The 20,915-nt window shown below is 62.9% G+C and carries 17 protein-coding genes; 6 read left to right on the top strand and 11 right to left on the bottom strand.

Features of this window, described 5'->3' with window-relative positions:
• Window positions 1-63: 63 nt before the first annotated feature.
• Window positions 64-897 carry a uracil-DNA glycosylase gene (locus JET14_RS12735; protein WP_200333988.1) on the bottom strand — a complete coding sequence of 278 codons (834 nt, stop codon included), beginning with the start codon at window positions 895-897 and terminating at the stop codon, window positions 64-66.
• Window positions 898-946: 49 nt separating this feature from the next.
• Window positions 947-1,735 (bottom strand): SDR family oxidoreductase, encoded by a 789-nt coding sequence (locus tag JET14_RS12730; protein WP_200333986.1) that lies wholly within the window; start codon window positions 1,733-1,735, stop codon window positions 947-949.
• Window positions 1,736-2,016: 281 nt separating this feature from the next.
• Between JET14_RS12730 and JET14_RS12725 the strand changes: the two genes are divergently transcribed.
• Both JET14_RS12725 and JET14_RS12720 read left to right on the top strand, forming a co-directional pair.
• Window positions 2,017-3,675 (top strand): electron transfer flavoprotein-ubiquinone oxidoreductase, encoded by a 1,659-nt coding sequence (locus JET14_RS12725; protein WP_200333984.1) that lies wholly within the window; start codon window positions 2,017-2,019, stop codon window positions 3,673-3,675.
• Window positions 3,676-3,748: 73 nt separating this feature from the next.
• Window positions 3,749-4,654: a diacylglycerol/lipid kinase family protein gene (locus JET14_RS12720; RefSeq protein ID WP_200333982.1), complete on the top strand. Its 906-nt coding sequence runs from the start codon at window positions 3,749-3,751 to the stop codon at window positions 4,652-4,654.
• A gap of 244 nt (window positions 4,655-4,898) precedes the next feature.
• Here JET14_RS12720 and JET14_RS12715 read toward each other — a convergent pair whose 3' ends face one another.
• Window positions 4,899-6,395, bottom strand: a complete 1,497-nt coding sequence (locus tag JET14_RS12715) for an AMP nucleosidase (RefSeq protein ID WP_200333980.1) — start codon at window positions 6,393-6,395, stop codon at window positions 4,899-4,901.
• Between the two features lie 130 nt (window positions 6,396-6,525).
• Here JET14_RS12715 and JET14_RS12710 point away from each other — a divergent pair, with 130 nt between their 5' ends.
• Window positions 6,526-7,224, top strand: a complete 699-nt coding sequence (locus tag JET14_RS12710) for a glutathione S-transferase N-terminal domain-containing protein (protein WP_200333978.1) — start codon at window positions 6,526-6,528, stop codon at window positions 7,222-7,224.
• 38 nt (window positions 7,225-7,262) lie between these two features.
• Here the strand turns inward: JET14_RS12710 and JET14_RS12705 are convergent, their stop codons facing one another.
• From JET14_RS12705 to JET14_RS12680, 6 genes are all read right to left on the bottom strand, one after another.
• Entirely contained in the window at window positions 7,263-8,375 is a 1,113-nt protein-coding gene (locus JET14_RS12705) for a pyridoxal phosphate-dependent aminotransferase (RefSeq protein WP_200333976.1), read from the bottom strand.
• Window positions 8,376-8,512: 137 nt separating this feature from the next.
• On the bottom strand, window positions 8,513-8,656 hold the full coding sequence (locus tag JET14_RS12700; protein WP_152534493.1) for a DUF1127 domain-containing protein: 144 nt from the start codon (window positions 8,654-8,656) through the stop codon (window positions 8,513-8,515).
• A gap of 280 nt (window positions 8,657-8,936) precedes the next feature.
• Complete coding sequence (locus JET14_RS12695) at window positions 8,937-9,080, bottom strand: DUF1127 domain-containing protein (protein WP_081725736.1); 144 nt, start codon at window positions 9,078-9,080, stop codon at window positions 8,937-8,939.
• 630 nt (window positions 9,081-9,710) lie between these two features.
• Complete coding sequence (locus JET14_RS12690; protein WP_200333974.1) at window positions 9,711-12,296, bottom strand: putative bifunctional diguanylate cyclase/phosphodiesterase; 2,586 nt, start codon at window positions 12,294-12,296, stop codon at window positions 9,711-9,713.
• 262 nt (window positions 12,297-12,558) lie between these two features.
• On the bottom strand, window positions 12,559-12,855 hold the full coding sequence (locus tag JET14_RS12685) for a hypothetical protein (RefSeq protein WP_200333972.1): 297 nt from the start codon (window positions 12,853-12,855) through the stop codon (window positions 12,559-12,561).
• Window positions 12,852-15,152: an FdhF/YdeP family oxidoreductase gene (locus JET14_RS12680; protein ID WP_200333971.1), complete on the bottom strand. Its 2,301-nt coding sequence runs from the start codon at window positions 15,150-15,152 to the stop codon at window positions 12,852-12,854. The genes JET14_RS12685 and JET14_RS12680 overlap by 4 nt, the downstream gene beginning before the upstream one ends.
• Window positions 15,153-15,401: 249 nt before the next feature.
• Here JET14_RS12680 and mgtE point away from each other — a divergent pair, with 249 nt between their 5' ends.
• Together mgtE and JET14_RS12670 are read left to right on the top strand one after the other, a co-directional pair.
• A complete protein-coding gene (mgtE, locus tag JET14_RS12675) occupies window positions 15,402-16,817 on the top strand; it encodes a magnesium transporter (protein ID WP_200333970.1) in 1,416 nt (471 codons plus the stop codon).
• A 47-nt stretch (window positions 16,818-16,864) separates the two neighbouring features.
• Window positions 16,865-17,257, top strand: a complete 393-nt coding sequence (locus tag JET14_RS12670) for a MerR family transcriptional regulator (protein WP_200338084.1) — start codon at window positions 16,865-16,867, stop codon at window positions 17,255-17,257.
• Between the two features lie 17 nt (window positions 17,258-17,274).
• Here JET14_RS12670 and JET14_RS12665 read toward each other — a convergent pair whose 3' ends face one another.
• Both JET14_RS12665 and JET14_RS12660 read right to left on the bottom strand, forming a co-directional pair.
• The gene (locus tag JET14_RS12665) at window positions 17,275-18,210 is read right to left on the bottom strand and encodes a heparan-alpha-glucosaminide N-acetyltransferase (RefSeq protein ID WP_200333969.1); all 936 of its coding nucleotides are present in this window, start codon (window positions 18,208-18,210) and stop codon (window positions 17,275-17,277) included.
• Window positions 18,207-18,917 (bottom strand): DUF599 domain-containing protein, encoded by a 711-nt coding sequence (locus tag JET14_RS12660; RefSeq protein WP_200333968.1) that lies wholly within the window; start codon window positions 18,915-18,917, stop codon window positions 18,207-18,209. Before JET14_RS12660 ends, JET14_RS12665 begins: the two co-directional genes overlap by 4 nt.
• A gap of 534 nt (window positions 18,918-19,451) precedes the next feature.
• On the opposite strand from JET14_RS12660, the gene JET14_RS12655 reads away from it, so the two are divergent.
• Window positions 19,452-20,864, top strand: a complete 1,413-nt coding sequence (locus JET14_RS12655; protein ID WP_200333967.1) for an L-serine ammonia-lyase — start codon at window positions 19,452-19,454, stop codon at window positions 20,862-20,864.
• Window positions 20,865-20,915: the final 51 nt, after the last annotated feature.

Here is a 20,915-nt window from a genome sequence, read left to right as displayed (position 1 = left end):
TTCCGGAAACTGAGTAATTTTCGGGCAGAGTGAAGCGCGGCGCGGCGGCAGGGAGAAAACGGATCAGCCGAGGCGTGAGCGGAAGAGGAGAAGGTCGTGCCAGGCGGGCTTCTTGTTGGCCGGAGCGGCGAGCAGCTCTGTCGGGGAAAAGGTGACGAGCGCCTCGACCGCATGGCTGTCGACATTGACGGGATGCCATTCGCCGCGCAGGTTGAACACCGTCTTGTCGGCATCGATCAGCATGCGGCTGGCGAAATTGCCGAGCACCAGGAGATGGCGCGGTTCGGCAAGGGCGATCTGGCGCTTCAGGAAGGGCCGGCAAATGTCCACCTCCGACTGGGTGGGGCTGCGGTCGCCGGGCGTGCGCCAGGGGAGGGCTGTGGTGACGGCGACGTCGTCACGCGAAAGGCCGATCGCGGCGAGCATGCGCTCGAAAAGACTGCCCGCGCGGCCTGCAAGCGGTTCGCCGTTGCGGTCATCGTCACCGGTCGGAAAACCGCAGATCGCCAGGATGCCGCTTTCCGGCATGGCGTCGAGCGTGATCGTGGAGCGGGCGTTGTGCTTCAGATTGCAGCCCGAAAACCCTTCCAGAACCGTCTTGAGCTCGCCGAGCGAACGGGCACTTTCAGCCGCGAACTGCGCATCGGAGACGGCCTTGTCGTCCGGAATGGTCGTCGTGCCGATGGCAGGACGCGCGGCGGCGGCGCGCGCGGCGGACGCGGAGTGTTGCTCTTTCCGCTCTTCTCTCGCCGGGCGCGTCTGCGGGGGCGCGGGCGTTTCGGCGCGCGCCGTCAGGTCGACGGCTTCGTCCTCCAGAAACACGTCCACCCCGGCATCGGCGTAAAAATGCAGAAGGGCGGCCGCCTCGCGTGCTGTCAGATCCGTTGCGGACATCATGGGCAGGCTCCAGAAGGCGGCCGTCCGGCCGCCCGGCCATGTGTTGAACTCAGATCGCGTGCGTCGCGCCGCCATCGCAGCGGATCAGGCTTCCGGTCAGGTAGCTGGCCTGCCTTGAACACAGAAAGGCGGCGATGCTGGCGAATTCCTCGACCCGGCCCAGCCTTCCGGCCGGGATCGTCGACAGCGTCGCCTTGCGCACCTCGGCAAGGCTCCTGCCCGAGCGCTCGGCATTTGCGTGGTCGAGCTCGTCGATCCGGTCGGTATGGATGCGTCCCGGCAGAAGCATATTCGCGGTAATGCCCGAGGACGCGACCTCGCTGGAAAGCGTCTTGTTCCATCCCACCAGCGCCGAGCGCAGCGTGTTGGAGAGCGCGAGGTTCGGGATCGGCTCGACGACGCCGCTCGAGGCGACGGTGACGATCCGGCCCCATCCCTTTTCCTTCATCTGTGGCACGAGCGCGTTGGTGAGCGTGATGATCGGGGCGACCATGGAGCGGAAGAAGCCGTCGAGTTTTTCCGGGCTCATTTCGGCGACGGTTCCGGGCGTCGGGCCGCCGGAATTGTTCACGAGAATGTCGGCTCCGCCGAGCTTTGCCTTGATGGCCGACAGCAGGTCCTCGACGAAGCTTTCCGCGGCGATATCGGCCACGACGTAATCGGCCTTGCCGGGCGTCGTCTCGTTGATCACCTTGCAGTTGGTCGCCAGCCGGTCTTCGGTGCGCCCGCAGAGAAGAACATGCGCGCCTTCCCTTGCCAGCGCCTCGGCGATGCCGGCGCCCAGTCCGCGCGACGATGCGAGCACGACGGCCTTCTTGTCGGCAATACCAAAATCCATGAAAAAAACTCCCCTGGCCGCGACCGGCCGACGCTTTGAAAAAATGAACGGCGGAAATTGGCTTTCACCATAGACGCCCGCCATGTCGTCAATCAATCATTATCGGACGTATGCGCGGGCGTGCCGCATGCCCCGCCTGTGGAAACCTGCTCCGGACCACGCAGCGCGTGCCCTTGCCTGGGCGCTTTCAATTTTTCTGCAACCTCTCTAGAAATAAAAGCTGGAGTTGCTAGACCACAGGCCTCGCCGATATCGGGGGATGCGGCAATGGAAGGGAAGACATGGCTGAAGAACTGCCGGAACGTGAAAGCATGGAATTCGATGTGGTGATCGTCGGGGCCGGTCCATCCGGTCTTGCCGCCGCCATTCGGCTGAAGCAGCGCAACGAGGACTTGAGCGTCGTCGTGCTGGAGAAGGGCGCCGAGGTCGGCGCCCATATACTCTCGGGCGCCGTCGTCGATCCTGCCGGCATTGATGCCCTTCTGCCCGGCTGGCGGGAGGAGGAGGGCCATCCCTTCAGGACCGAGGTGACGCGCGACCGCTTTCTGCTGCTTGGGCCGGCCGGTTCGATCACACTGCCGAATTTCGTGATGCCGCCGCTGATGAACAATCACGGCAATTTTATCGTATCGCTCGGCAATGTCTGTCGATGGCTGGCCGAAAAGGCCGAGGCGCTGGGCGTGGAAATCTATCCCGGATTTGCCGCGGCCGAAGTGCTTTATGATGACGCCGGCGCGGTCATCGGCGTCGCCACCGGCGACATGGGCGTGGAGCGCGACGGCACGCCCGGCCCGAACTTTACCCGCGGCATGGCGCTTCTCGGAAAATACGTGCTGATCGGCGAGGGCGTGCGCGGTTCGCTTGCCAAGCAACTGATCGCCAAATTCGGACTCGATGAGGGCCGCGAGCCGCAGAAATACGGCATCGGCCTGAAGGAATTGTGGGAAGTCACTCCCGAGCAAAGCAAGCCGGGCCTCGTCCAGCATTCCTTCGGCTGGCCGCTCGACGCCAGAACCGGCGGCGGCTCCTTCCTCTACCATCTGGAAGATAACCAGGTGGCCGTCGGCTTCGTGCTGCACCTGAATTACAAGAACCCCTATCTCTCGCCCTTCGAGGAGTTCCAGCGCTTCAAGACCCATCCGGCGATCGCGTCGACCTTTGAGGGGGCAAAGCGCATCTCCTATGGCGCACGGGCGATCTCCGAGGGCGGCTATCAGTCCGTTCCGAAGCTTTCCTTCCCCGGCGGGGCGCTGATCGGCTGTTCGGCGGGCTTCGTCAACGTTCCGCGCATCAAGGGGTCTCACAATGCGGTGCTCTCCGGCATGCTCGCCGCCGAACGCGTGGCGGATGCGCTTGCCGCGGGCCGCGAACACGACGAGATCGCCGAGATCGAGGCGGACTGGCGCGACGGCGCCATTGGCCGTGACCTGAAGAAGGTCCGCAACGTCAAGCCGCTGTGGTCGAAGCTCGGGACCTATGCCGGCATCGCGCTCGGCGGTCTCGACATGTGGACCAACACGCTGTTCGGCTTCTCCTTTTTCGGCACGATGAAGCACGGCAAGACCGACGCCGCGTCGCTGGAGCCGGCAGCCAAGCACAAGCCGATCGACTATCCGAAACCCGATGGCGTCCTGACCTTCGACCGTCTGTCCTCGGTGTTCCTGTCCAACACCAATCACGAGGAGGACCAGCCGGTCCATCTGAAGGTCAAGGATATGGCGCTGCAGAAGCGTTCCGAGTACGAGATCTATGCGGGTCCTTCCGGCCGCTACTGTCCGGCCGGCGTTTATGAATGGGTCGAGGAGGACGGCACGGAAAAATTCGTGATCAACGCCCAGAACTGCGTGCACTGCAAGACCTGCGACATCAAGGACCCGAACCAGAACATCACCTGGGTCCCGCCGCAGGGCGGCGAAGGACCGGTTTACCCGAATATGTGACCGTTCCCGGGCGGGCGGAACCGGCGGCCGCCTTGATCCGTTTCTGGCCAGTCAACAGTCTCAAGGACAAGCAATGCGTCTGAAAGGTATTTTCAACCGCGACGGCGGTACGTTCAAGACCACCGACATGGACGCATTCTCGGGCCTTGCCGCCAATATCTTCCGCGATGCCGGGCATGAGTTCGAATGCGCGGTGGTCGGTGGCGGCGAAATTGCCGATGTGATCCACAAGACGGTCGATGCCGAAGGCTTCGACGGCATGATCGTCGGCGGCGGCGACGGAACGATCTCGCTTGCGGCCGGCGCCATGTACGGCACGGACAAGCTTCTCGGCGTCGTGCCGGCCGGCACCATGAACCTCTTTGCCCGCAGCCTCGGCCTGCCGCTCGATATCGAGGAGGCCTTGATGATGCTGGCCGGCGGCAAGCCTGCCCATGTGGACGTGCCGACGATGAATGGCAGGCCGTTCATTCATCAGTTCTCCGCCGGTCTTCACGCGACAATGATCCGCAATCGCGAACAACTCGACTACGATTCGCGGTTCGGCAAGATTTCCGCCAGCACGCGCGCCTGGATCGATACGCTGCGCGCGATACCGGAAATCAGTCTCAGCTATGAATGCGCCGAGGCGAGCGGTGAGGGGAAATTCGCCCTTGTCGGCGTCGCCAACAACCGTATTCACGGCAATGCCAGCCTGTTCACCGACCGGCCCCAGGGCGGAAAGCTCGCCTTTTATCTGCTGAAGGCAGAGGAGTTTGATTCGGTGCTCGGCTTCGCCCTCGACTATTTCTCCGGGCGGATCGAGGACAGCGAGAACACCACCGTGATCGAGACGGAAAAGCTGACGCTCGATTTCCATTCAAAGGGCATCGACCAGTCGTTTGACGGCGACCCGATCGAGGAAGTGCGCCATGCCGTACTCGAGCAGCACCCGCGCTCGCTGCCGGTGATCGTGCCGGCCAACAGCCGCCTAGTGTGACGACCTTACTGGAAGGCCGTCAGTTTGTTGACAAAACGCGCGTCACCCTCATTCGTCAGGCTCGGGCCTGTCCCGAGCATCTAAACACGCATCACCGCGACAAGTGTTTCGAAGGGAAAATTTCTTTAAATACAATATTTTGCGTAATACGAATACCGCCCGTGCAGAACCGTGGTTAGATCCTCGGGTCAAGCCCGAGGATGACGTCCGTAAAAAGGATGGCTTTATCAGCAGCCTGAGGGCCTTACTGGAAGGCCGTCTCGTAGAAGCTTCTCAATTTGCGTGAATGCAGCCGTTCCGGCGGCATGGCGGCGAGTTTCTGCACCGCCTTGATGCCGATATGGAGATGCTGGCGCACCTGGGTGGTGTAGAAGGCAGTGGCCATGCCGGGCAGTTTCAGTTCGCCGTGCAGAGGCCGGTCCGAAACGCAGAGAAGCGTGCCGTAGGGCACGCGGAAGCGGAAGCCGTTGGCGGCGATCGTCGCCGATTCCATGTCGAGCGCGATGGCGCGCGACTGCGACAGGCGTTTCACCGGCCCGCTCTGGTGCGAGAGTTCCCAGTTGCGGTTGTCGATGGTGGCGACGGTGCCGGTGCGCATTACCCGTTTCAGTTCGTAACCCTTGAGGCCCGTCACCTCGCCGACGGCCTCCTCGAGCGCCTGCTGCACCTCGGCGAGCGCCGGGATCGGCACCCAGACGGGCAGGTCGTCGTCCAGCACATGGTCCTCGCGCACATAGGCATGGGCAAGCACATAGTCGCCGAGCTTCTGGCTGTTTCTGAGCCCCGCGCAATGGCCGAGCATCAGCCAGGCATGCGGCCGCAGCACGGCGATATGGTCGGTGATGGTCTTGGCGTTCGAAGGGCCGACGCCGATATTGACCATGGAGATGCCGGAATTGTCGGCGCGCTTCAGGTGGTAGGCCGGCATTTGCGGCATGCGCACGCCGGTATGGCCGCCCTCCGGCTCCACTTCGCCCGGCAGCGTGACATTGTTGCCGGGCTCGACGAAGGCGCTGTAGCCTTCCCCGCCCCTGGCCATCACCTCCCGGGCGTAGGCGCAGAATTCATCGACATAGAACTGGTAGTTGGTAAACAACACGAAATTCTGGAAATGCGCCGAACTGGTCGCCGTGTAGTGGCTGAGCCGCGCCAGCGAATAGTCGATGCGCTGGGCGGTAAACGGCGCAAGCGGCTGCGGTTCTCCCGGTTCCGGTTCATAGTCGCCGTTGGCGATCTGGTCGTCGGTGGTGTTGAGGTCAGGCGTGTCGAAGATGTCACGCAGTGGCACGTCGGCAAGCGCGGCGAGATCCGCCTCCACATGGGTGTTCTCGCCGAAGGCGAAATGCAGCGGTATGGGCGTATCGGACTCTTCGACCGTCACCGGAACGCCGTGGTTCCTGATCAGCAGGCCGAGCTGCTCGATCAGGTAATCGGCAAACAGGACCGGGTGGCTGATGGTGGTTGCATATTCGCCAGGCGTCGCCACATGGCCGAATGAGAGGCGCGAATCGGTGAGCCCGTAGCTGCCGGTCTCGATGCTGACCCTCGGATAGCAGGCGCGGTACCGGCCCTCGATCGGCGCGCCGCCGGCGAGCGCGATGAAGGCGTCGATGATGAAGCGGGTATTGCGCTTGTAGAGCGCCTGCAGGGCCTTCACAGCTTCGCCGGGGTCCGTGAAGCTCTGCGGCTCGACAGGATCGGGCGAAATGATCTTTGCTGTCAAAGCTTCGTTCTCGTGCATGGCGACCCTCGTGATGGCGGAAAACGGTCTGATCGCGAACAGGACCGCGCCACTCCGCTCTTTTTTGCGTTCGAAATCGATCTATATCGAAGGGATCAGTGTTTTGCGACACGCGAGAGGATGATTTTTCATGACCGCACCGATCGAGCTTTTCTACTGGCCGACGCCCAACGGCTACAAGATCACAATATACCTGGAGGAAGCCGGCGTTCCCTATAACGTCAATTACGTGAACATCGGCAAGGGCGATCAGTTCAAGCCGGAATTCCTGAAGATCTCGCCCAATAACCGCATGCCGGCGATCGTCGATCCGCAAGGGCCGGGCGGCAAGCCGATTTCGGTGTTCGAATCCGGCGCGATCCTTCAGTATCTCGGCCGCAAGTACAAAAAGTTCTATCCCGAGACCGAGCGTGAACGGGTGGCCGTCGAGGAATGGCTGTTCTGGCAGGTCGGCGGGCTGGGGCCGATGGCGGGCCAGGCGCATCACTTCCGCAATTACGCGCCGGAAAAGATCGCCTACGGCATCGACCGCTACACCAACGAGGTCAACCGGCTCTACGGCGTCATGAACACGCGGCTGGGCGAGGCGGACTATCTCGGCGGCGCCTATTCGATCGCCGACATGGCCTCGGTCGGCTGGGTTCGCTCGCATGAGGCGCAGGGACAGAACCTCGACGATTTTCCCAATCTGAAGCGCTGGTACGAGGCGGTGATGGCGCGACCGGCGGTCAAGGCCGGCATCGCCGTGGGGCAGGAGGAGCGCGAAAAGATGAACCTGGCATCGGACAAGGACGCCCAGTCCGTGCTCTTCGGCCAGAAGGCGCGGTAGGGACGAAGCCGGGAAGCCGGATGCTTCGGGCGTCCGGCTCAGCCAAGCGCCTGGAGCACGGCCGGCAGTTCCTGCGCGAAGAGGTCCATGTCTTCGCCCGGGCCTGTCGAGACGCGGATGCAGCGGTCAAGCGGCGCAACGCCGGGCATCCGGATGAAGACGCCGCGCGCGCCGAGCGCATCGACGATCGCGCGCGCATAGGCGCCGTCCCTGCCGCAATCGATGGCGACGAAATTCGTCGCCGAAGGCAGCGGTTCCAGGCCATTGTCGCGCGCGATCCTGGCGATCTCGTCGCGCGATTCGCGGATGCGTCCGACAACGCTCTGCAGATAGGCCTGGTCGGCAAGCGCTGCCTCCGCAGCAACCAGCGTCAGGCGCGGCATGCCGAAATGGTTGCGGATCTTGTTGAAGGCGGAAATCGTCTCGGCCTCGCCGATGATATAGCCGGCGCGCGCGCCGGCGAGCCCGTAGGCCTTGGAAAAGGTGCGAAAGCGCATGACGTTCGGCCGGTCGAGAAGACGGTCGATCGCGGGAAAGGCTTCCGCCGGTCCACATTCGCAATAGGCCTCGTCCAGCACCATCATGCAGGTTTCCGGCAGGTCCTCGACGAAACGGATAACATCGTCCTCATGCCAGAAGCTGCCCATCGGATTATCGGGATTGGCGAAATAGACCATGGTCGCGTCATGGTCCTTCACCGCCGCCATCAGCGCATCAAGGTCTTCCCTGTCGCCCGCATAGGGCACGCTTACCCGTTTTCCGCCAAAGCCGTCGACATGGTAGTTGAAGGTCGGATAGGCGCCGAGCGAGGTGACGACGACCGTGCCAGGTGAAACCACCAGCCTGACGGCCATGCCCAGGAGCCCGTCGACGCCTTCGCCGATCATCAGGTTTTCCGGCTTGCAGCCATGGTGTTCGGCGAGGGCCTTGCGCAGCGACAGATGTTCGGAATCGGAATATTTCCAGATGTCGCCGGCGGCCTCGCGGATCGCCGCAAGCACGGATGGCGCGGGGCCGAAGCCGCTCTCATTCGCGCCGATCCGGGCGAGGATCGGGAAGTTGCGGGTGCGCTCCAGTGCTTCGGGTCCGACAAAGGGGACCGTGGATGGCAGTTCCTTGATCAGAGAGGTAAAGCGCGGAAATGCGGCCATGCTGTGCGTCGTCCGGTTGTTGGCAGAAGGGGCCCCAACATAATCGCTGCGTTTGGGAAGGCAAGCGCCGCGCCATCGGACAAAACGCGAAACGGCGCCATGCGGCGCCGTTGGCAGTTCAGTGCGAGGGGATGGTCTCAGCGGAATGCGCGGGCCGCGACGCGGTCGATGTCGCCCGGCAGCAGGCCGATATCCTTGAGTTCTGCGGCGGTAAGATTGCGCAGTTGGGCGCGCGTGCGGCGGTAGCTGAACCATTTCATGGTGAAGTCGAAGGGATGCATGGGTGTTTCCTCGAATATGTCCGGCAGCTTCGTGCTGCATTCATTTTGACCGGAAGAATACAAGGGAAACGGCGATGCGTCGTGTGCAGTTATTATGCAACTGCCATGCATTTGTGCATTAGGTTGCACAATACCGGAGCAGGTCGATCGCGATGCGTTGTTTTGAGGCATAAGCGTTTGACAAACGTCAGCGCGGCGGGATGGAAGCACGGCCTGCGCCAAAAAAAAGCCCCGCGCCGGAGAAGGCGTGGGGCTTTTGCAAGGTCGGGCAAGGCAACGCTTAGAATGCGGCCTTGCGGGCAACGCGACGGATATCGTCACGGTTGATGCCGAGGTCGGACAGTTCGCGCGCATTCATGCGGCCGAGTTCCGAAACGGTCTGGCGGTACTTGATCCAGTTATTGAACGAACGAGCCATGCTCATGTTTCTCTCTCCTGTTTTTGCGGCGCCCGTGTTTTGCGGCGCCTCAATTTCTGATGAACCGGATATAGGCCCTGCCGCCCGCCGCCGTCAGTGGGTTTGCGGTAAAGCCGCTATGCGTCTGCCGCATGGCGCCGCAGGAGAAGGGCCGCAAAGGCTGTTGTGAGGGCAGGAATAAGCGGCAAAAGTCGATACCTGTTGCGGGCACGGGCGCGCGTCCGGGAGGTGCCCGGCGACGGCGCGCAGTCGGTCTTGCAGGCACGGCGCTGAGAATAAGGGGGAGGTGTATGGGCAATGCGCAAAAAAATAACGCTCACCGGGGGAGGAGGATCCGGTGAGCGTCATTTGCGTTGGTCGACGACTGGGAGGAGGAGCGTCGTCAACCTATCGAAGCGCGCTGGGAGGAGGAGGAGTGCGCGGCTTCGAATTCCAACCCGGAAACCGGGCCAAGTGACTGAGCTTTTGTCAAATCGTTTTGATGTCCGCTCGTTCACTCTGTTGACCCTTATATACGCGCCCGGCCCCGAATTTTGCAGTGCCATCTCGACATATAAGGTATGCATTGCGTGCATGTCGACGCGCGGCGGCCGTTTCGGCTGCCGCATGACGGGCTTGCCGTCGCCCGTTTCCGGGTCATTCGAGGCCGCTGCGCGTGCGCATGAAGTCGATGAACTGGTCCTCATCCATGGGGCGCGAGAAATAATAGCCCTGCTGGAGGAAGCAGCCAAGCGCTTCCAGTTTCTTGTAGTGGGCCTTCGAGGTAACGCCCTCGCAAATGACGCCGATGTTGAAGGTCCGCGCGATACGCACGATGGTCTCGACGATCTGCAGACTTTCCTCCGAGCCGGTGATCGGGGCAATGAGCTGGCCGGCGATCTTCAGCCGGTCGGGACGCACCTGGTTGAGGCCCACGAGCGAGGCATAGCCCGAGCCGAAATCGTCGAGATCGATGCCGATGCCAAGTTTCCTGATGGCGTTGACGGTTTTGATCAGGGCGGTGTCCGGCCGGTCGAAGGGGATCGATTCGAGCAGTTCGAAGTGAACCGTGTCCGGCGGAAGGTTGATCGAAGCGAGCTGGTCGAGAAGCAACGGGTCGCGCAGGCGCTGGGAGGAGATGTTGACCGAGATGCCGGGCAGCGGCACGCCCGCCGCCTTGCTGCGTTCGATCACGGCGACCGCTTTCTGGAAGACGGTGTCATCGATCGCGTGCAGCAGCCCCAGCTGTTCGGCGACATCGAGGAAGGCTTTCGGCTCGAGCACGCCCCGGCGCGGATGCTGCCAGCGGGCGAGCGCCTCCACGCCGACGATCGTCGAGGTCCGGACATCGAAGATCGGCTGGTAGTGGGCGGTGATCTCGCCGTTCTCGACCGCCTCCTGAAGCTCGTCGGCCAGGCGCTTGAGGGCAAAGGTCTTCGCCATCAGGTTGCTGGTGTAGTTCACCGTGCGCCCGCGCCCGCGATTCTTGGCTTCGTACAGCGCCAGGTCCGCCTTGATCAGAAGATCCGAGGCCGTGTCGCTCGAATCCTCCGCGGTGGCGATGCCGAGACTGACGCCCAGCCGGCAGGAGCGCCCGTCAATGCGCAGCGGTTTCGAGAAGGCCGCCGTGACGGTGGCGGCGAAGTTCTCGACATCGCTCGTCGCCGGCATCAGGGCGACGAATTCGTCGCCGCCGGTGCGCGCCAGAAAATCGTCGGGGCCGAGATTTTTCATGAAGGTTTCGGCAGCGTAGCGCAGAACGTCGTCGCCGAAGAAATGTCCCATTGTGTCGTTGATGGTCTTGAACCCGTCAAGGTCGATCAAGACGATGTTCATGCCTTCCGGCATGGCGCCGCCGGCCTGGGCGGCAGCCAGCCGCTTCTCGAAATGGCGCCGGTTGGGAATGCCCGTCAGCGTATCCTGCAGGGCGATCTCTTCCATGCGTGCGCGGGCCTCCTCCAGCGCGACATTCTGTTCCTCCGCCCTGGCCTTGGCCTCCGCCAGCGCCTCCTGAAGCGCCTTGTCGGCCGAAACGTCCCAGTTCACGCCGACGAATTTGCGCTTGCCGTCGGCATCGCGATAGGCGTTGCCGGCGGAACGAATGGTCTTCTCCAGCCCGCCCGGCGTTATGATGCGGTATTCGGTCAGGAAACCCTTGTCGTTTTCGGCATCCTCCCAGCTGAAACGGCGGAAACGGGCCTGATCGTCCGGGTGCAGTCTGGCGCACCAGCTTTCGAATGTCTGCACATGGCTCTCTCCCTCAATGCCGTAGATTCGCAGAATCTGGTCGTCCCAGATCTGGACGTTTGTTTCCAGATCATGTTCCCACAGGCCGATATTGGAAGCGTTGAGGGCGACATCGAGATGGCGGGGCAGATTGTCGACCGCCATCATGCTTTTGCGGATGTTGACATTGTCCCTGAGACGCGCGCGAAACAGCAGGAGCAGGGCGATGAAGGGCGCAACAAAAGCAATGACGAGCAGGCCGGCGGCGAGCCGGAATGCCCGGCCCCAGTCGAACAGGCCATCCGAAAGGGCGCGCGGGGCCACGCTGATGGTCCAGGTCGCGTTGTCGACGCGGACATCCTCACGGATCGCGTCTTCGACGGCCAGGCCGCTTTCGCCGGCCGTGGCGAGTTCGTCGGGACCGGGGGTTGCCACGGTCCTGACGCTGAGCTGTGTCGTTTCCTCGAGTTCGAGAAGGCCGACAGCTTCGAGGATCGCCTCGAAACCGACGACGAGTTCCAGGTTGCCTGCATCGAAGGAATAGCGGTAGACGAGGACCCGCTCGCCGTTCGGAAGTTCGAAGGGACCGAAGATCTTGCGCTGATCGGCGCCGTCGTCCGGAACCGGAAGCGCTCGCATGGCGACAGACAGGTCCTGCGGCGAAACGCGGGTTGCGCCGTCGCGGTTGAGGATGACGGCCCGTGTCCAGGGCGCGGAAGACAGATAGGCGTTGACCGAGCTATCGTAGCCTTCAAGACCATCGTCATCAAAGGCCTCGGAAAGAGCCCGGCCGACATTGTCGGTCAGTTGCAACACCGATTTCAGCGCCTTTGCGAAGCCTTCGGCGCGCGCTTGCGCCTGTTCATGGCGTTCCTGGCGGATCGCATCGCGGATGGCAAGCCCGCCGAAAACCGTTCCCGCCGCCAGCGTCGCGAAGAACAGCACCGTCAGCGCCGCGTAGAGCCTGATCGTGGAACGCCTGTCGCGCGGGATCCTGGCGTTCTTCAGCAGCGCCATTCAGGAACCCGTAGAAAAGAAACGGCTCTCGATCGCATCGCAAGCTCCCCTGTTGCCTGTCTCGCCGCCATGCCTCCGCTCATCGAGATGTGAAGCCTGCCGCCGGCGTCGCACCTTGCCCGCGGTTGCCTGCCATGTCTTGCTGTCGTCACGTGCGGCACATCCGGTTTGATTTTCCGCCTTCTAATAGACTGTGATAGGAGCCGTGCACCCGATAGTCAAACAGCTTGGCGCAATGAGGGGCGCGGATCGGCCGAGGCGCTCAGCCAATGTCGCCTGCCATCTCCCGTGCGCGGCGTGTGGGGCGATAGAAGGTCCGCATCGTGCGGTCGTCGCGCCGCGTGATCTCGATCAGCGGCTCGGGGCCCGCAAGCATCGCCACGGCCCGCAGCACAAGGGCGTGCGCGACGTCAAGCGCGCGGGCGGCCGTGCGGCTGTCCTCCGCCTGGCCTGCAAGCAGAAGCGCGAGAACCGCAGCCGGCAGCCGCGCGCCGGACAATCGTTCGCTCCGGCCAAGCCTTTCGGCAAGCAAGGCGGCATCGCAGGGCGCATCGCTCATGCGGCGGCGGGCCCCTCAATCAGGCTCAGGCGCACGGGAACCGATTTCGATGTCGGCGTGCCGCTCATCTCGCCATAGCTCGAAAGCGGCACCAGCACGTTGAGCTCGGGGAAATAACCGGCGATACAGCCGCGCGGGATGTCATAGGGAATGATCTTGAAGCCTTCCGCCACGCGCGAAATGCCGTCTTCACCCGGTCCCGTGATCGTCACGCGCTGATGCGGCTTCGCGCCAAGCGCCTCGATATCGGTCGGGTTGACGAAGACGACCCGGCGTTCGCCATAGACTCCGCGATAGCGGTCGTCCATGCCGTAGACGGTTGTGTTGTACTGATCGTGGCTGCGCATGGTCTGCAGCACGAAGCGGTCCGGCGCGTCCTGCCGGTCCTGGCAGGCGGTCTTTTCGGGCAATGTGCCGGTGAAGAAGTTGGCGCGTCCGGTCGGCGTGTTCCAGCGGCGCTCGGCCGCCGCATTGCCGAGATCGAAGCCGCGCGGCCGGCGCACCCGCGCGTTGAAGTCGTCAAAGCCGGGAATCGTCTTCTCGATCAGGTCGCGAATCCTGTCATAGTCCTCGGCAAGCGCCGTCCAGTCGATGGTCGCCGAGCCGACGGTTCTTTCGGCAATCCCGGCGATGATGGCAATCTCGGAGCGCAGCTCTTGCCCTGCCGGCGGATTGATGCCCGCCGAGCCATGGACCATGCTCATCGAATCCTCAACGGTGACAAGTTGCGGCTCGCCCTTTGTATTGAGGTCGATCTCGGTGCGCCCGAGACAGGGCAGGAGATAGGCGTTTTCGCCCGGCATTGTGTGGCTTGCATTGAGTTTTGTGGCGATATGCACGGTCAGCCTCTGGCCGCGCAGCGCCTTTTCGATGAAGCCGCTGTCCGGCACGGCGCGGGCGAAGTTGCCGCCAAGCCCGATGAAGGCCTTCGAACGCCCGGAAATCATCGCGCCGATCGCCTCGATCGTGCTGTCGCCGTTTTCGCGCGGCGGCTTGAAGCCGAAATTTTTCTCAAGCGCATCGAGAAGGGAGGCCGGCGGCTTGTCGTTGATGCCCATGGTGCGGTCGCCCTGCACGTTCGAGTGGCCGCGCACCGGGCAGAGGCCGGCGCCGGGCCTGCCGATCTGGCCGCGCAGCATCATGAAGCTTGCGATTTCGCGGATCGTCGCCACCGAATGCCGGTGCTGCGTAATTCCCATGGCCCAGGTGCAGATCACGTTGTCCGCATCAAGATAGATCGCCGCCGCCTTCTCGATATCGTCGCGCGACAGGCCCGACTGATCCTCGATCGCCCCCCAGCCGGTGGCGTCGACCGCGGCGACATAGTCCTCGAATCCGTGGCAGTGCTCGCGGATGAAAACATCGTCCAGAACGCCCGTTCCGGTCTCGGCTCGCGCCTTGCGGTCAGCCGCCAGCACGGCCTTGGCCATGCCCCTGAAAGCGGCCATGTCGCCGCCGAGCCGCGGCTGGAAATAGTCGCTGGCGATCGGCGCGCTGCCGCCGAGCACCATTTCGCGCTTGCGCTGCGGGTCGGCGAAACGCTTCAGCCCGCGTTCCTTCAGCGTGTTGAAGGCAACGATCCGCGCGCCCCTTTCGGCGGCCCTGCGCAGGTCCCCCAGCATGCGCGGATGATTGGTGCCCGGGTTCTGCCCAACGACGAAGATCGCATCGGCCTTTTCGAAATCCTCAAGCCGGACCGTGCCCTTGCCGATGCCGATCGCCTGGGTCAGCGCCACGCCGGAGGCTTCGTGGCACATATTGGAACAGTCCGGCATGTTGTTGGTGCCGAAGATGCGGACGAACAGCTGGTAGAGAAAGGCCGCCTCGTTGCTGGCGCGCCCGGAGGTGTAGAACTGCGCCTCGTTCGGGCTTTCAAGCGCGTTCAGAACCGACGCAATGCCTGCAAAGGCATCGTCCCATGTGACCGGCTCATAATGGTCGGTTGCGCGGTTGTAGCGCATGGGATGGGTCAGGCGTCCGTGGTTTTCGAGGCTGTGGTCGTCGAGCCTTGAAAGTTCGCTGACCGACAGCCGCCCGAAAAGAGCCGGATCGGCCCGCCGTTCGGTTGCTTCCCAGGAAACGGCCTTCACCCCATTCTCGCAGAACTCGAAGGAAGAGCCGTGCTCGGGATCGCCCCAGGCGCAGCCGGGACAGTCGAAGCCGTCGGGCTGGTTCGCCTTTCTGAGCGCCTTCGCCCCGGACAGCGGCGCGCCGCTCGAGATGAGCGATCGGCCGGAGGCGATCAGGGCCTCCCAGCCGCCGGCTGCCTTGCGTTCGTCTCTGCTGCCGTGATCCATCTGATCTCCCTTCGGCGTTCCGCGCCACTGCCGGTCTGCGCCGTGCGCGGCAAAGCTTAACAAAAAACAGATTCGCCATTCAACAGATTGCTTCGTCGCGGGGCGCCGAAGAACACGATTTGGCTGCTATCGAGTGTCATCAAAAGGTTGCCCCGAAGCGATTTCCTTTCCGCCTGAAACGCACTAAGAGATGAGCGCGGGCGGAACCGCGCGTGAAGGGTAGCGTTGCTGACAGAAAGGTTTCCCAAGATGAGCCATCTGGATGAAGAAGTGCTGAAAGAGACCGAAGCGCGCGAGACGACCGATGATATCTATAACGAGGAAGGGTCGGTCAGCGCCGAATTCCTCGCCGGCGTCCAGCAGGCGATAGCCGAAGGCAATACCGACTATCTTCGCGAGGAAGTGGCGAACCTCCACGAATCCGAGCTCGGCGACGTCATCGAAGCGCTGGACTATGACAGCCGGCCCGAACTGGTGCGGCTTCTCGGCGACGAGTTCGATCTGACGGCGCTGACCGAGGTCGACGAGGCGATCCGCCTCGACATCATCGAATCGCTGCCCTCCGAACAGCTCGTCAGTGCGCTGAGCGCCCTCGATTCGGACGACGCGGTCTATATCCTCGAAGACCTCGAGGACGAAGAGCGCGAGAATATCCTCGCCAAGCTGCCCTTTACCGAACGGATCAGGCTGACGCGCTCGCTCGACTATCCGGAAAGCTCCGCCGGCCGGCGCATGCAGACGGAATTCGTGGCGGTGCCGCCGTTCTGGACCGTCGGCCAGACCATCGATTACATGCGCGAGGACGATGACCTGCCTGATTCCTTTTCGCAGATCTTCGTCGTCGATCCGACCTTCCGACTGCTCGGCGCCGTCGATCTCGACAGCATCCTGCGCACCAAGCGCCAGGTGAAGATCGAGACGATCATGCGCGAGACCAACCACCCGATCGATGCCGAACTCGACCAGGAAGAGGCTGCTCAGGTCTTCGAACAGTACGACCTCCTCTCCGCCGCCGTCGTCGACAATAACGGGCGGCTTGTCGGCGTGCTGACCATCGACGATGTCGTCGACGTGATCCACGAGGAAGCGGATGAGGACATCAAGCGCCTCGGCGGCGTCGGCGACGAGGAGCTCTCCGACAATGTCGTCAGGGCGGTGCGCTCGCGTTTCGGCTGGCTGCTGATCAACATGGGCACGGCGTTCATGTCCGCGAGCGTTATCGGTCTCTTCGACGAATCGATCGGCCAGATGATCGCCCTTGCCGTGCTGATGCCCGTGGTCGCCTCCATGGGCGGCAATGCCGGCACCCAGACGATGACGGTGACGGTGCGCGCGCTCGCCACCCGCGACCTCGATATCTACAACGCGGCGCGGATCATCCGCAGGGAGGCCGGCGTCGGCCTGTTCAACGGCGTCGTCTTCGCCCTGCTCATCGCGTTAGTTGCGGGTTACTGGTTTGATAACCCGCAACTCGGCGGGGTTGTGGCCGCCGCCATGATTATCAACATGTTTGCCGCTGCCATGGCCGGCATTCTGATTCCGCTTTTTCTTGACCGGGCCGGCGCCGATCCCGCCATATCCTCGTCGGTTTTCGTCACCACGACCACCGATGTCATCGGCTTTTTCTCATTCTTGGGAATTGCGACCTGGTGGTTTAACATCTAGTTTCAAAAACGTTTTCCAGACCAAACAAAAAATAAAAGTCGGGGCGCATTGTGCAGAAGAGATTTTATTCGATTACAGAACTTACGCGCGAATTCGGGGTTTCCACCCGGACGCTCAGATTCTACGAGGACGAGGGCCTGCTCCAGCCCGAGCGACGCGGGCGCACGCGGCTCTACAGCGAAAAGGAGCGTGTGCTGATCAAGGAGATCCTGCGCAGCCGTCGCATCGGGCTGACGCTTGCTGAAATCAGGGACATGCAGAATCTGTTCCATCGCCCGCCGACCGAGATCGACCAGCTGAAGCAGACCATGCATGAAATCAAGACGCGACGCGACGATCTGCGCCAGAAGCGCCGCGACATTGACGAGATGATGGGTGAACTCGACATCGCCGAGGAAACGTGCCTGGCGCGTCTTGCCGAAATCGGCGTCGGCACCTGATCTCCTTCCACCAGGGCCTATCTTATGCTGCACGACATGGCGATCCGCCCGAGCGCGACCGCATCCTTGTCGCCGGTCCGGTTTTGCATCAGCGGGGCCAGCAATCCCTCCTGTTCCAGCGCCTCGAGCGTGCAGGCGCAGTAGGAGCGGCAAAAGTCCGCCTCGTCCGTCTGTACGCAGGTTGCCTGGCAGGCTGACAGATAGGCCGGCGCGGGGTTTGGCGGCGCCACCAGCGTTGCGGCATAGACGAGGCCGTAGAGGACCGGCTGGTGAACGAGGTAGAAGATCAGGCTGTGGCGGCCGAGAAAGGTCAGCGGGTTTTCCTGCGCCGGCAGCTGTTTTTGCCGCCTCAGCCAGGACAGCGTGAGCTTTGAGGCGGCGAACCCGGCGAGGAAGGGCGCGATCCACGGTAGCAGCGGCACATAGTCGCTCGACGGGTAGGGATGGGCGGCCATGCCGATCCAGGCGAGATAGCGCGGGTCGAGCGCGTCGAAGCGGATCAGATGCGGCGCGAGCAGGGCCAGCGCGGCGACGACGAGGGTGATGACGGCCGGCACCTTGCGGAACAGGAGACCGATCACCGAGGCGACCGCGATGATGTGGAGAATGCCGAAATAGATGATCGCGTTCGGCGTGGCGAAGAACGAGACCGCCGTGATCGCAAGGCTGGCCGCCGCCAGGATGGCGAGGCGTTTCAGGAAGGATCGCGGTCTCAGGGAAGCGCCATGCGCCATCCACAGGCTGTAGCCCGCGAGGAACAGGAAGCTTGCTGCGTCGAGATGGGCAAAGATCGCCCAGCCGCCGCGGGTTGAAAGACCGGGGGAGACATAGCCGAAGAAGTCGAGATCCCAGACAAAATGATAGATCGCCATGGCGATCAGCGCGGTGCCGCGCGCCGCGTCGATCAGGTGGATGCGCCGGCCCTTCGTCGCGGGGCTCGTCTTCTCGGTCATGGCCGCTCTTCGCTTTCGTTTTGGGTGGCTTCCAGGATGGTCCGGCGTGCATCGGAGAAATACTGTCGCCGCGTCAGAATCATGAATACGAAGGCCGTAGTCGCCATGAACACATAGGGCCCGAGAAACCAGCCGAGATAGCCGATCGACAGGAAAATCGCCCTCAGCCCCGTGTTGAAATGGCGCGCGGCGATGATGTTGACCTCGGCAATCTGTTCGGCCATCCGCTCTGCGGCCTTTTCCCCGTTCGCGCCGTCGCGCATCGGCAGCGCGCCGAACAGAATGGTGTTGTAGTTGAACAGGCGATAGGACCAGCCGAACTTGAAGAAGGAATAGCCGAAGATCGCGGCGAGCCCGCCGGCCTTCATCTCGAAGGCCGCGCGGGTCGAGGGGATCAGGCCCGGCAGGTCCTCGAACAGCATCTGCGCCCGGTCGGCCTCGCCCATCAGCGCGAAACAGCCGCCGATGGCGAAGATCGAGGTCGAGGCGAAGAAGGCGGTGCCGTTCTGCAGGCCGGAGAGGATCTGCGTGTCGATCATCCTCAGATCGCGCGAAAGCGCCGTCTTCATCCAGCGCCTGCGGTGGATCATCATGGCCGAGGTGAGGCTTTTGCGCTGGATCAGCCCGAAGCGCCCGCTGACAAGGCCGTCAAAGACGAACCAGCAGAGAAGAAAAAAACAGAGTGCGAGAATATCGATGCCCGTCATGAAATCCGGCCTTCGGTCGATGCGTTTTTCCGGCGCGCCCAAGGGCTTGGCGAGAGGCCCTCGGACGCGACAACCTTGTTGTGTCGGCAGCGCGGGGGCTTTGCAAGCGGCGATTTTCGAAAATTCTCCGCATCCCCCATTGCAGTTTGTGTGACAGTTTAATAAAGCGATAACCATCGGTGCGCATCCTCCCAATAGGCGCACTGGGGTCAAGACAATCGGAGCTATTATGGAAGACACCGCGCACAAGTCATGCTGGGGTGTAACCCTGCGGGCTGTTATCGGTTTTGGTGCTGTTCTCGGACTTGCGTATCTCGTCATCGCTGTCTGAGCAGCCTTCGAACTTTCCGTAAAAAACGACGGCGTTCCTCCTGGAGGTCGCCGTCGTTTTCGTTTGCGGCCCGGTTTTTCTCTTCCAGATTGATTTCTGCCGCGATCAGGTGCGACCATGTCGGTGTGGCGCGCGCGAACCCGCCGCCCGTGCTGCCAGATGACAGCAAGGAACGCAGCATTTATGGCAATGGAGAGACCGGAATGTTTCTATCGGTTTTCGAGGTGTTCAAGATCGGCATCGGGCCGTCGAGCTCGCACACCATGGGGCCGATGTCGGCGGCAAACCGCTTTCTTGCTCTCCTGGCCTCCAGCGCCTGGCCGCGCCCGGCGGGCGCCGTGGTTTCCCGTCTTCGCGTCAGCCTGCATGGGTCGCTCGCCTTCACCGGCGTCGGCCACGCCACCGATCGCGCCGTCATCCTCGGCCTTGCCGGCGAACGGCCGGATAGGGTGGACCCGGACCGGATGGACGCGATCATCGCCGATATCCGGCAGAAGGGCGCCGTCAATCCGCTGGGCCACCCGTCTTACGTGTTCGATTGCGAGGAAGATGTGATCTTCAACCGCAAGGAGCCGCTGCCGGGCCACGCGAACGGCATGACCTTCTACGCGCTCAATGCCGACGGCGCGATCCTCTTGCGCCAGGTCTATTATTCCGTCGGCGGCGGCTTCGTGCTGACCGATACGGAGCTGACCGCCTGGAAGGATGAGAAGGACTTTCCCGCGGGCGAGAGCGACAAGGAGAATATCCCCTTTCCCTTCCGCTCCGCCGCCGAAATGCTGGAGATGGCGAAACGCTCCGGGCTGACGATTGCCGCGATGAAGCGCGCCAACGAGGAAGCGCGGATGTCGCGGGGCGACCTCGATGCCGGTCTCGACGCGCTGTGGGATGCGATGGATGGCTGCATCAATCGGGGCCTCAAGGGCGAGGGCGTGCTGCCGGGCGGGCTGAAAGTCCGCCGCCGCGCGGGCCAGCTCTATGACAAGCTGTCGAAGGCGAAGCTTTCCAACCAGTTCGATCCGCTGATGGCCAATGACTGGCTTTCCATGTTCGCCATGGCCGTCAACGAGGAGAATGCGGCGGGCGGACGCGTGGTCACCGCGCCCACCAACGGCGCGGCCGGCGTCGTGCCGGCGACGCTGCGCTATTTCCGCGAGTTCCAGAACACGGGCGGGAAGGAGGCGACGCGCGACTTCCTGCTGACGGCGGCGGCCATCGGCGGCATCATCAAAACCAATGCGTCCATTTCCGGGGCCGAGGTCGGCTGTCAGGGCGAAGTGGGCTCGGCCTCGGCCATGGCGGCGGCAGGGCTTGCCGCGGTCATGGGCGGCACGCCGGAACAGGTGGAAAACGCCGCCGAGATCGCCCTCGAACACCACCTCGGCATGACCTGCGATCCGATCGCCGGCCTCGTTCAGGTGCCCTGTATCGAGCGCAATGCGCTGGGCGCGGTGAAGGCGGTGACGGCCGCTTCGCTGGCGCTCAAGGGCGACGGGAGCCATTTCGTGCCGCTCGACAACTGCATCGAGACCATGCGCCAGACCGGCAACGACATGCACGAGAAATACAAGGAGACCTCCACCGGCGGGCTTGCCGTCAATATGGTGGATTGCTGATTTTTTCACGCCGTCAAAACCTTGACGATAACCCTCCGGCGCGCTTCATAG

This window comes from Martelella lutilitoris, from assembly GCF_016598595.1.
Classification (GTDB): domain Bacteria; phylum Pseudomonadota; class Alphaproteobacteria; order Rhizobiales; family Rhizobiaceae; genus Martelella; species Martelella lutilitoris_A.
The sequence above is the reverse complement of the archived record's forward strand: the minus strand, read 5'-3'. Positions and strand labels throughout refer to the sequence as shown.

Coding starts and splice junctions, on each gene's coding strand:
- JET14_RS12735 (WP_200333988.1), bottom strand. CDS start 897: ATGATGTCCGCAACGGATCTGACAGCACGCGAGGCGGCCGCCCTTCTG.
- JET14_RS12730 (WP_200333986.1), bottom strand. CDS start 1,735: ATGGATTTTGGTATTGCCGACAAGAAGGCCGTCGTGCTCGCATCGTCG.
- JET14_RS12725 (WP_200333984.1), top strand. CDS start 2,017: ATGGCTGAAGAACTGCCGGAACGTGAAAGCATGGAATTCGATGTGGTG.
- JET14_RS12720 (WP_200333982.1), top strand. CDS start 3,749: ATGCGTCTGAAAGGTATTTTCAACCGCGACGGCGGTACGTTCAAGACC.
- JET14_RS12715 (WP_200333980.1), bottom strand. CDS start 6,395: ATGCACGAGAACGAAGCTTTGACAGCAAAGATCATTTCGCCCGATCCT.
- JET14_RS12710 (WP_200333978.1), top strand. CDS start 6,526: ATGACCGCACCGATCGAGCTTTTCTACTGGCCGACGCCCAACGGCTAC.
- JET14_RS12705 (WP_200333976.1), bottom strand. CDS start 8,375: ATGGCCGCATTTCCGCGCTTTACCTCTCTGATCAAGGAACTGCCATCC.
- JET14_RS12700 (WP_152534493.1), bottom strand. CDS start 8,656: ATGCATCCCTTCGACTTCACCATGAAATGGTTCAGCTACCGCCGCACG.
- JET14_RS12695 (WP_081725736.1), bottom strand. CDS start 9,080: ATGAGCATGGCTCGTTCGTTCAATAACTGGATCAAGTACCGCCAGACC.
- JET14_RS12690 (WP_200333974.1), bottom strand. CDS start 12,296: ATGGCGCTGCTGAAGAACGCCAGGATCCCGCGCGACAGGCGTTCCACG.
- JET14_RS12685 (WP_200333972.1), bottom strand. CDS start 12,855: ATGAGCGATGCGCCCTGCGATGCCGCCTTGCTTGCCGAAAGGCTTGGC.
- JET14_RS12680 (WP_200333971.1), bottom strand. CDS start 15,152: ATGGATCACGGCAGCAGAGACGAACGCAAGGCAGCCGGCGGCTGGGAG.
- mgtE (WP_200333970.1), top strand. CDS start 15,402: ATGAGCCATCTGGATGAAGAAGTGCTGAAAGAGACCGAAGCGCGCGAG.
- JET14_RS12665 (WP_200333969.1), bottom strand. CDS start 18,210: ATGACCGAGAAGACGAGCCCCGCGACGAAGGGCCGGCGCATCCACCTG.
- JET14_RS12660 (WP_200333968.1), bottom strand. CDS start 18,917: ATGACGGGCATCGATATTCTCGCACTCTGTTTTTTTCTTCTCTGCTGG.
- JET14_RS12655 (WP_200333967.1), top strand. CDS start 19,452: ATGTTTCTATCGGTTTTCGAGGTGTTCAAGATCGGCATCGGGCCGTCG.